Annotated in this window: 8 protein-coding genes and 1 pseudogene; 3 read left to right on the top strand and 6 right to left on the bottom strand. The window is 63.7% G+C overall.

The genetic code is table 11. The features are described 5' to 3' along the window. The 5 genes from A3764_RS08295 to A3764_RS08315 all read right to left on the bottom strand — a co-directional run. On the bottom strand, positions 1-686 hold a 686-nt coding region (locus tag A3764_RS08295; protein ID WP_150122108.1), incomplete at its 3' end, for an aldehyde dehydrogenase family protein. Between the two features lie 39 nt (positions 687-725). Then, positions 726-1,166, bottom strand: coding sequence for a hypothetical protein (locus tag A3764_RS08300; protein ID WP_067920830.1), 441 nt, complete (start codon positions 1,164-1,166; stop codon positions 726-728). A 10-nt stretch (positions 1,167-1,176) separates the two neighbouring features. Beyond that, positions 1,177-2,169, bottom strand: a complete 993-nt coding sequence (locus A3764_RS08305; protein ID WP_236628138.1) for an ABC transporter substrate-binding protein — start codon at positions 2,167-2,169, stop codon at positions 1,177-1,179. Continuing rightward, positions 2,166-3,356, bottom strand: a complete 1,191-nt coding sequence (locus A3764_RS08310; protein WP_082850960.1) for a Gfo/Idh/MocA family protein — start codon at positions 3,354-3,356, stop codon at positions 2,166-2,168. The genes A3764_RS08305 and A3764_RS08310 overlap by 4 nt, the downstream gene beginning before the upstream one ends. Further along, positions 3,346-4,287, bottom strand: a complete 942-nt coding sequence (locus A3764_RS08315; protein WP_067920831.1) for a PDR/VanB family oxidoreductase — start codon at positions 4,285-4,287, stop codon at positions 3,346-3,348. Before A3764_RS08315 ends, A3764_RS08310 begins: the two co-directional genes overlap by 11 nt. Before the next feature lie 322 nt (positions 4,288-4,609). On the opposite strand from A3764_RS08315, the pseudogene A3764_RS08320 reads away from it, so the two are divergent. Further along, positions 4,610-5,035 (top strand): annotated as a pseudogene (locus A3764_RS08320) (ISL3 family transposase); the annotation flags it as partial. 604 nt (positions 5,036-5,639) lie between these two features. Here the strand turns inward: A3764_RS08320 and A3764_RS08330 are convergent. Continuing rightward, the gene (locus tag A3764_RS08330) at positions 5,640-6,707 is read right to left on the bottom strand and encodes a nuclear transport factor 2 family protein (RefSeq protein ID WP_067920836.1); all 1,068 of its coding nucleotides are present in this window, start codon (positions 6,705-6,707) and stop codon (positions 5,640-5,642) included. Between A3764_RS08330 and A3764_RS08335 the strand changes: the two genes are divergently transcribed. Then, positions 6,706-8,121 (top strand): ABC transporter substrate-binding protein, encoded by a 1,416-nt coding sequence (locus A3764_RS08335; protein ID WP_330220261.1) that lies wholly within the window; start codon positions 6,706-6,708, stop codon positions 8,119-8,121. The genes A3764_RS08330 and A3764_RS08335 overlap by 2 nt on opposite strands. A gap of 95 nt (positions 8,122-8,216) precedes the next feature. Further along, positions 8,217-9,245: a carbohydrate ABC transporter permease gene (locus A3764_RS08340; RefSeq protein WP_067920838.1), complete on the top strand. Its 1,029-nt coding sequence runs from the start codon at positions 8,217-8,219 to the stop codon at positions 9,243-9,245. Positions 9,246-9,381 lie beyond the last annotated feature (136 nt).

Here is a 9,381-nt window from a genome sequence, read left to right on the forward strand (position 1 = left end):
ACGTCCTTGTGGCTGGCCAGTGCGGCGCCCGCCTCGGTCCCGCCGGGCAGCACGCTGAAGACACCGGCGGGCAGCAGACCGTCCACAAGTTCCGCGAGCCGCAGCGCCGAGAGCGGCGCCTGTACCGGCGGCTTGATGATGACCGCGTTGCCCGCGGCCAGCGGCGCAGCCATCTTGCCGCCACAGAACATGAACGGGTGGTTGAAGGCGAGGATGCGGGCGACGACGCCCATCGGCTCGCGCAGGGTCAAGTTCACCCGGTTGGGGCCCATCGGGATGGTGTCGCCCTTCATCTCGGTCACGAGGCCCGCGAAGAACTCCATCTGCGTCGCGGCGATGGTCGCGTCGCCGCGCATCTCGGTATAGGGGTTGCCGCAATTTGCCGCGTCGATCATAGCCAGTTCGTCGCCATTCGCGCGTAGCAGGCGGGCGATTTCCTTGAGGATGCGCGCCCGCTCCAACGGCGCCACGTCGCGCCATTCCAAGAACCCCGCCTGCGCGGCGGCTACGGCGGCATCAACGTCATCGGCACCCGCATCGGCGACGCTGGCCAGCACAGCGCCGGTGCCGGGGTTCAGCGTGTCGGCACGACGGCCCGACAGCGGCGCGTGCCAGGCGCCGCCGTGGTAAAGGTCGGTCCGGGCGGGGAGAACCTGCTGCGGAGCGGGCGGGGTTTCATGCGGCATGGCCGGTCCCTCTGTCTGTCTTGGATTGAAAGGGGCGGCTCAGGCGTCCGACAGCAGTGCCAACAGGCGCTGGCCGGTCATCACTTCGCGCATGGGCAGCTTGGCGGCGGTGGCGTCGAGCTCGGTGTCGTAGCTCAGGCCCCGCCCATCCCAGAACCACCAGTAAACGATGTTGCCCTGCTTGTCGCGGATGGGCGTGCGGAAGGTCGGAAAGTCGCGATGCTCCTCGGGGATCTCGGCTTGCCCAAGGTTGGTGTAGGACGCGCCCGCGCGCTCCAGCGCGGTTTGCAGCGGGATCATCGCCACGAATTCCGTGGGTCCCCCCGCCAAGGCGGTCGCATCGCCCGCACCGCCTTCGTGCAGGCCCTTGATGGCGCGCACCACGGGCGGATAGCTCGCATGCAGATGGGTCAGTTGCACATGGGCCTTGCGGCCCGAGACGTCGATCTCGATCACGTCGCCGGGTTTGAAGTCGGTCATGGTATCCTCCTCACAGGCTGTAAGCTTCGTGCGTTGCCGGATGGAACAGTTCGTCGACCGCGACGCGGCGCGGCGACAGGCCCTGTGCGTGGTGATAGGACAGGAAACGGTCCAGCACGTGCTCGTTACCGGGCAGGCCGTAAGTCCAAGGGTCCGTCCCCATCAGGGCCTGCGCGCGGTTTAGGTTGTCTTCGACAAAGGGCATAGTGACCTTGGTGGCCGAGGTGTCCTGTAACGCCTCCTGCGCCAGCGCCTTGGCTTGCGAAAACCCTTTAAGCAGCGCGCCGGGCAGCCAGGGATGCGCGTCGGCGATGGACCGGCGGATGCCGAGCACGTGCATGATCGGAAAAATCTTCGTGCGGGAATAGAAATTTTCGGCCGCGCCCACGCTGTCGGAAAACAGCCGCCCCACATGCGGGTGCCCTTCGGCGAAACAGCGCGGCCAGCGCGGGCCGATGAAGCCGTCGATCTCGCCATCGGCCAACATCTGGTTCAGCGTCGCGCCCTCGGGCGCGGCGACGACCTCGACATCCGACGGCAGGTCGACCTTGATCTTCTCGGGGCGGCCGGGCGTGTCCATGCCGCCGCGCACCCAAGTCACGTCTGACGGTTTCACGCCGAAATCCTCCTCAAGGATGCCGCGCACCCAGACATTGGCCGACAGCTGATATTCGGCGATGCCGATGCGCTTGCCCTTCAGGTCCTCTGGCCGGTCGATCCTCTTGTCGGTGCGGATATAGACCGAGGTGTGGCGAAACGCGCGACTCAGGAACACCGGGATCGCCACGTAATGCGCGTCGCCCCGCGCGACCGAGATCGAATAGGACGACAGCGACAGTTCCGATACGTCGAAGGCCTGGTGCCGGAAGGCGCGAAAGAACATCTCTTCGGGCGACAGCAGCATCGGGATGGGATCGACGCCGTCGATCTTCACGCGGCCGTCGACGATGGCGCGGGTGCGGTCGTAATTGCCCATGGCAATCGAAAGGGAAATGTCGGTCAAGTCTGGGTCTCCTCGGTATCGATTCCGCATTGGCGGGTCAGGGTGACAGGTTGGCGCTGGTCGGCCGATGTCAGGATCGCGTGGCACACTTCAAGACTGGCACGGCCCCACCGCGCGGTCTGGGCGGGGGCGCGGCCTTCGCGCACCGCATCTACGAGCGCGTCAATGACGGGCTTGCGCGGCGCGGGGTCCAGCGGCGCCTTGATGAAGCTGCGCGCGTCGTCGCCGAACAACTCGACGCCGCCGGGCGACAGGCGCAAGTCGGCCCGGTCGCAGCTGATGATGATCGGCCCGAAATGCTCGTTCGCGTCGGGCACAGGCGGCTCGGCCCCCTCGCCATAGGTGCGGGTCTGTTTCAGCCGCGCCTCGGCGCCCGGATCCAGATCGCGCAAGGCGCGCCGCGCGGCGCCATACTTGGTCGGGTCCTTGCGCCCGCCCAGCTCCGCCACGTCATCCATCCAGATGTCGCTGTCGAAATGCGCGTAACCCGAATAGGTCAGGCTGGCGAAGGCGCCGCCCTCGAAATCCAGTATCGCGGTGTAGGCGCCCTCGGTCGGTCGCGCGGGGTCCCACGCGCCGGTCATGGCATAGACGCTGCGCGCCCGCCCGCCGCACAGCAGCCGCACGATGTCGATCTGGTGCACCCCCTGGCTGAACAGCACGCCGCCGCCTTCCTCGGTGCGCAATTCCTCGGGGCGGCGCGGACGGTAGAGGAAATCGGTATAGTTGAACGCCTGAACCATCCGGACGTGGCCGTGATCGCCCGACGCGATCATCCGACGCGCGAGCGCCACCGGCGGGTCGAAACTGTGGCTCGGCCCGACGATCAGATGCACTCCTGCGGCCTCCACGGCGGCCACCATGCGGTCGGCGTCCTTCATCGTCACGGCCAGCGGCTTGTCGACGAGGATGTGTTTGCCGCCGGCCGCCACGGCCGCGACGTGATCGCCATGCATCTGGTGCGGCGTAGCGATATAGACGGCCTCCAGCTCAGGGTCCGCGGCCAGCTCCTCGATCGTTGCATATCCGCGCCCGCCGAACTCGGCCACGAAGGCGTCGCGGCTTTCGGCGCGGGGGGCCGCGGCCGCCACCAGCCGCACGCGATCGTCGTTGCGAAAGGTGGGCAGCATCAGCATGAAGGCCCGGCCTAGCCCGACGACGCCAAGGCGCACCGGCTCAGAGGTCAAGAACCAGCTCCTCGCCACCCTTGGACCGGGACACGCAAATCATGATCGTGCCGTCCTTTTCGTGGTCCATCAGCACCATGTCGCGGTGATCGACCTCGCCCGCGATGAGCTTTGTCTTGCAGGTGCCGCAGGTCCCGCTTTCGCAAGAGCTGACCGTGGGCACGCCCGCGTCGCGGATCGCCTCAAGGATGGACCGGTCCTCGGGCACGGTCACGGTCTTGCCGGTCTTCGCGAGCTTCACGTCGAAGGCCACGTCGTCGGCGCGCACAACCTCGACGGGCTTGAAATCCTCGAAGATCACTCGTCCTTCGGGCCAGTGGCCGGAAATTGCCTCAATTTCTTCAAGCATCGGCGCGGGGCCGCAGCAATAGACCTTCATATTCTTCGGCACTTCGAACTCGTCCCAGAAATCGAACACCTCATCGGGGTCGCCCCCATCGTGGTGAATGGTCAGATTGTCGCCGAACAGTTCGGTCATCTCCTGCAGATATGCCGTGTCCCCGGCGGTGCGGGTGCAGTAGATCACGCGATACGGCTTGCCCTCGCGCGCCAGATGTTGGCCCATGGCATAGATCGGTGTCACGCCGATGCCGCCCGCGATCAGCAGGTAATCGTCGGCCTCGGTCAACTCGAAGGTATTCTCCGGCGGGCTAACTCGCATCTCGGTGCCCTCGGTAGCCCCGTCATGCATAGACGCCGACCCGCCGCGCGAGTTGGCCTCGTGCTTCACGGCGATGACGTATTGCTTGGGCGCATCGCCGTCGTTGACCAGCGAATAGCGGCGCATGGCGCCCGACGGCGTCTCGATGGTCAGGTGTGCGCCGGGGGTGAAGCCCGGCAGTTCGCCGCCGTCCACCGGCTCCAGCGTGAATTCGCAGATGTGTTCGGTCAGGGCGCGACGGGCCGCAACCTTCATGTTCAGATCGTCCATGCAATCCCCTCTGGCTCCTCCGGAACCCGCACGCGATGGCCGGGTTGGGTGTGTTGCGTCGGTAATACTTAGGTATCTAAGTTTTTGTCAAGCCCAGGCAAGATCATATCTTCGCAAGGCTTTTCATCCCTGAGCGGCGCGCTAGAACTCGGACCGATCCAAACCGGCAGCACGAAGGGTATCAGGGCGTTGCAGATGAAATGACTTGGGCGGGACGGCCCCGAGGTCTCGAAATTCGGAATCGGGGCAATGTCTTTCGCAGGTGCTTACGGCGATGCCACGGTCGAGCAATGCCACGCTGTCTTCGACGCTTGCGACGCGGCGGGCGTCACGCACTGGTCACACGATTTCCCCAGTCATCGCGGCCGCGCTGTGCATCAAGCCCCGCGGAAAGCTCACCCCGGATCAGGTGCGAAAAGTCGACGCGCTCAAGGCCGGTTCTCCCGCCTTCGCAACGATGCGCAGCCTCGCCATGCGGTTCCACGGTATCCTGCGCAGCAGGGTGGCAGACTCACTGCCTGCGTGGATCGACGACGCGATTGAAACCGACTTGGCGCCAATCGTGCGCTTTGCCCGCACCTTGAACCGGGACTACGATTCCGTGAAAAACGCCATCGAGATGTCCTGGAGCAACAGCCAGGCGGAAGGTCAGATCAATCGCCTGAAGACCCTCAAACGCGCCATGTATGGCCGAGCCAGTCCAGAATTGTTGCGGGCGAGAATGCTACCGTTCCGCCACACAAATTGAGGCAGAGTCTTTATAGGTGAGACACGGCGCGCTGAGCGGCATTTCTTGCCTTTAATTATGAGGTTCCGCCTCCGGAGGTAGAGCCATTCTCCGGCTTCGCTCCGCGATCCGACCAATCGTGGCGAGGAGTCGGGGCTCCTTTTCGTAGGTTCAAAGCAGGGCGGCATACGCGAAGTCATCGATACCCGTGCTGAACATTGCTGCCCTGAGCAGTGAACGAGCCTGGACAAACGCGAGGACGGCGAGGCAGAACAGCCTCACTTCTGGTCTCGGACTCTGAAGCGCGTGCACCGGTTCACCGCGGACAGCGCGGAGCGCCATCGCGAAGGTAACCGCCCGCATGGCCCGACGAAGGTGCATGGAGCGGTCGGATTTGATAGCTGGCTCGAGCAACCCTGCCCCGCTCCGCGCGCTGCGCAGCAGCTCTTCAGGTACAGGCGGATCATCGGATTTGGTGAGGATGGGACGAAGTCTTGTCCCGTAACTTGCAGTCGAACGCCCAAGACTGCCGCTAATACTTCAGCGCGAGGCCGCTTCGGGAATAGTTGGGGTCGCAACCCACAGCATCGCGCCGCGATTTGCATAGGTTTGCAATCCCGCGTTCTCATCGCCCGCGCCGAAACTGGCTCTGCAATCGGTCGAGCACGTCCACACCCATCTGTATCAGCAGAGCCAGAATATCGAGCGGTACCCAGTTCTCGCGGATCAGCCCCTCATGATGGAGGTAGAAATCCATCACACGCATGGTGACGGGCTTCCCGGTGGCGCCGACGCCAAGGAAATCCGGCCCGGTGTGCAGGGCAAAGACGCTGGGCCAGCCGCCGGTCACGGAATAGGCGCCGTCACCGACTCGGATATAATGTCCGCCGCCGTAGCGCGCCTTCTGGTCTGCGATCTGTTCCCACTGCCCGCCTCCCTTGCGACCAGGAAAGGCGCGCCGAAAGGGCAATTGGTGATAATCGACGAATCCCTGAAGTCCCCGGGTCGTGCCGATACCCGAGGGACCGTACCACATCATCTTGGAATGCCAGTGATCCTTCTGAGGCATGGTCAGCAGGCCCTCACGCCCGGCATCTCCGAAATCATTATAAGCGGCTAATGTGCTGTGCATGGCAAGGGTCTGTGCAATGCTGGCAGCACCTTGAGCCGGGTCTTGCGGGGTCAGCAGCAGCCCGTCGGCCGTAATCGGGCCGGGCCACATGCCTTCGGTCCCCAGGCTGGGCGCAATCGGCCAGAAGCCCGCCTGCCGGATCACGTCGAGCACGTCCCAGAGACAGTTGGTCTGTATGATTCGCCCATCGCGCACCTCATGCACCTCTCCGTACCGAAGATAGACCGGACGCCCGGTGGCGGGTATGGTCAGCCAATCCTCGCGGAAGGTGCCGCAGTAGTGGCCCATCATCGCCACGTAGTCGCGGCCCTCGTAACGCCCACCCATGACGATCAGGTCGCGTCGCTCCAGATCGGGGAATGACGCCATCAGCGGCCCGTAAAGCGAGGTTGCGAGAAACTCCAACCCCTTGCCTTCATTGATCGGATGCGCGGCGCGAACCTCGACCTCGGGGTGATACAGAGCCTCCGCCTGCGCGCCCAGCCTATCGGGCCCGGCGTCGCAAAGTGCTGCAAGGCCGATGTGAAACCTAGCCTTCAATGCGGTGATGTCTTCGGTCATGTCGATCTCCTTCACGGCGCATTCTGCCGCCGGAAAGAAAATATTGCAAACGTATTCATTTGCTAGTATGATGCTCCTCAAGCTTGGCGTCGCCTCGGGTGCGCAAAGCGGAAAACCACGTGACGTTGCCCCGGCGGGAGGCTGGAAGGCGCGCGAACTTCTGACGGGAGAGATCGGAATGAATTTCAGGATCAAGGCATCGGTCGCGGCTGCCGCGTTGATTGCATCGGCTGGCGGCGCATGGGCTGATTGCGGCATCGAAAGCGGCTCGGTCCGCATCTTGTCGAACGACTTTCCGGCGCTGTCCGCAGTGAACGACCGCGCCGCCGAATGTGCGACGAACAGTGTCGAGGTCACCGCCAACCAGACCACCGAGCACCGCAACATCCAGGTGCCGGCCCTCAGCGCCGACCCGGCCACCTATACGGTTGCCGTGGTTGCGACCAGCTCGATCGTTCCGCTGCTGTCCGACGACCTGATCCGCCCGCTCGACGTTTATATCGAGAAATGGGGCGACCAGCTTCTCGACAGCCAGAAGATCGTCGTCGGAGGCAAGACCATGGCAATTGCCTTCATGGCGAACGCGCAGCATCTCTACTATCGCGACGACGTGCTGAAGGAACACGGTATCGAGGTGCCCGGCACCTATGACGAACTGTTCGCCGCCGCCGACAAGCTGCAACAGGAAGGTTGGGAGTATCCCCTGTCATCGAACTTCATGCCTGGCTGGAACCTCGCGGCGGAGTTCATCAACCTCTATCTCGGCACCGGCGGCCAATTCTTCGAGCCCGGTTCGGCCGAGCTTGCCATCGACAACGAGGACGGCATCACCGTGCTCGAGACGATGAAGAAGATGACCGAGTACATGAGCCCCGACTACGTAACCTATGACAGCAACGCGCAGACCCCGATCTGGGAAGCGGGCGAAGTCGCGCTGTCGGTCGCCTGGGGCTCGCGCGCGGCCAACTACATCGGCGAGGAGGCACCTGATCAGGAGATTGCCGCCAGCACTGCCTTTGCCGCGGCGCCGACGCTGGGTGACAGCACAACGCCCACGGCCGCCTTGTGGTGGGACGGGTTCACCATCGCCAAGAACATCTCGGACGAGGATGCTGAAGCCTCGTTCCGCGCGATGATGCACGGTATCGCGCCCGAAGTGCTCGAGGGCAACATGGACAAGGCGGTCTGGCTGATCGAGGGGTTCGAGCCCACCCGGGCCGCCGACGGTGTCATTGCCAACCTTCAAGGCAAGGCCAAGCCTTACCCGATGTTGCCCTACATGGGCCTGCTGCACGTGGCGCTCGGCGACAACCTGTCTGAATTCCTGCAAGGCAGCGAAAGCGCCGAGCAGGCGCTGGCCGACGTCAAGGCGGCCTATACGACAGCGGCCACAGAGGCCGGGTTCCTGAACTAAGAAACCACCTGAGAGAGGCCGCCGCGCGGCGGCCTCGCATCTTCCGCGACGACGGATGACCTCGTGCCGGAGTTCGGCACGGCAAGGGGAAAGCCATGCCACACAAGACCTTCATGGCCTTTATCTGGCCCTCGCTTCTGGCAATGGTTCTGTTCATCGCGCTGCCGATCATCTCGGTCGGGTATCAGTCGCTTTACATCGAGCATGAGCAGATCCTGATCGAGTCCGAGACCTGCGGCCCCTTCGGCTGCGACACCGAAGTCAGCGTCGACGCCCAAGCCATGGCGCAGCTACGCGAAGAACAGCCCGCCGGGCGGTTCAACGGCGTGGCCACCTATACCAACGTTAGCCATCTTGCCTTTGACGAGATCGGAGAGATCTTCGCTACCAGCGAGAACTTCGGCGAGATCCGCAACAGGATCATGAACCTGCCGTTCTACAAGGCGCTGACCTTCACCCTGGCCTATACCTTCATCGTGACGCCGCTGGTAATCCTCCTCGGCTTCATCATCGCCGTGGTGGTCAATTCGATACCGAAGTTCCTCAAGGGGCCGGTGATCTTCTTTTCCCTGCTGCCGATGTTGGTGACGCCCCTCGTCGGCTCGCTGGTCCTTTACTGGATGATCGACAGCCGCGGCATTATCGGGGCCGGGTTGCAGGCGCTCTTTGGTGATCCGTCACTGTCGCTCAAGGCTTCTCCGGTGCTGACCTGGATCACGCTTTTCGTTTACGGCGTCTGGCACTCCGCGCCCTTTGCCTTCGTCGTCTTCTACGCCGGGCTTCAGACCGTGCCGCAGGACACCATCGAAAGCGCCATGGTCGACGGCGCCAGCCGGTGGGAGCGAGTGCGCTTCGTCATCGTACCCTACCTGATGCCGCTGGCCACCTTCATTGCGCTGATGCAGTTGATGGACAACTTTCGGGTGTTCGAGCCGATCATCGGCTTCTCCGCCGCCGCCAGCGCCACCTCGCTGAGTTACCTCATCTACAACGATCTGCGCGCCTCGGAGTCGCCGCTCTTCGGCTCAGCCGCCGCGACATCGCTGCTGACCATCCTCGGCGTCATCATCCTGCTATTGCCGGTCCTGCGCCGCAACTGGCGCGAATTCAACCGCAAGACCTGAGGGGGCCGTCATGTCCAATCTTGCCGACAAGAAACCACCATCGCTTGTGGCCCTGTCGACCGGCTTCGTGCTTCTCTGGCTGGTCATTGCCGCCTTCCCGTTCCTCTGGACCATGTGGGGCTCGTTCAAGGTCGAG

It is taken from the genome of Sulfitobacter sp. HI0129 (assembly GCF_001635395.1).
In the GTDB taxonomy this organism is placed as follows: Bacteria; Pseudomonadota; Alphaproteobacteria; order Rhodobacterales; family Rhodobacteraceae; genus Sulfitobacter.

What these genes read in the sequence shown, in the direction of transcription:
- A3764_RS08300 (WP_067920830.1), bottom strand. Translation starts at nt 1,166, where the DNA reads ATGACCGACTTCAAACCCGGCGACGTGATCGAGATCGACGTCTCGGGC.
- A3764_RS08330 (WP_067920836.1), bottom strand. Translation starts at nt 6,707, where the DNA reads ATGACCGAAGACATCACCGCATTGAAGGCTAGGTTTCACATCGGCCTT.
- A3764_RS08340 (WP_067920838.1), top strand. Translation starts at nt 8,217, where the DNA reads ATGCCACACAAGACCTTCATGGCCTTTATCTGGCCCTCGCTTCTGGCA.
- A3764_RS08335 (WP_330220261.1), top strand. Translation starts at nt 6,706, where the DNA reads ATGTCGATCTCCTTCACGGCGCATTCTGCCGCCGGAAAGAAAATATTG.
- A3764_RS08315 (WP_067920831.1), bottom strand. Translation starts at nt 4,287, where the DNA reads ATGGACGATCTGAACATGAAGGTTGCGGCCCGTCGCGCCCTGACCGAA.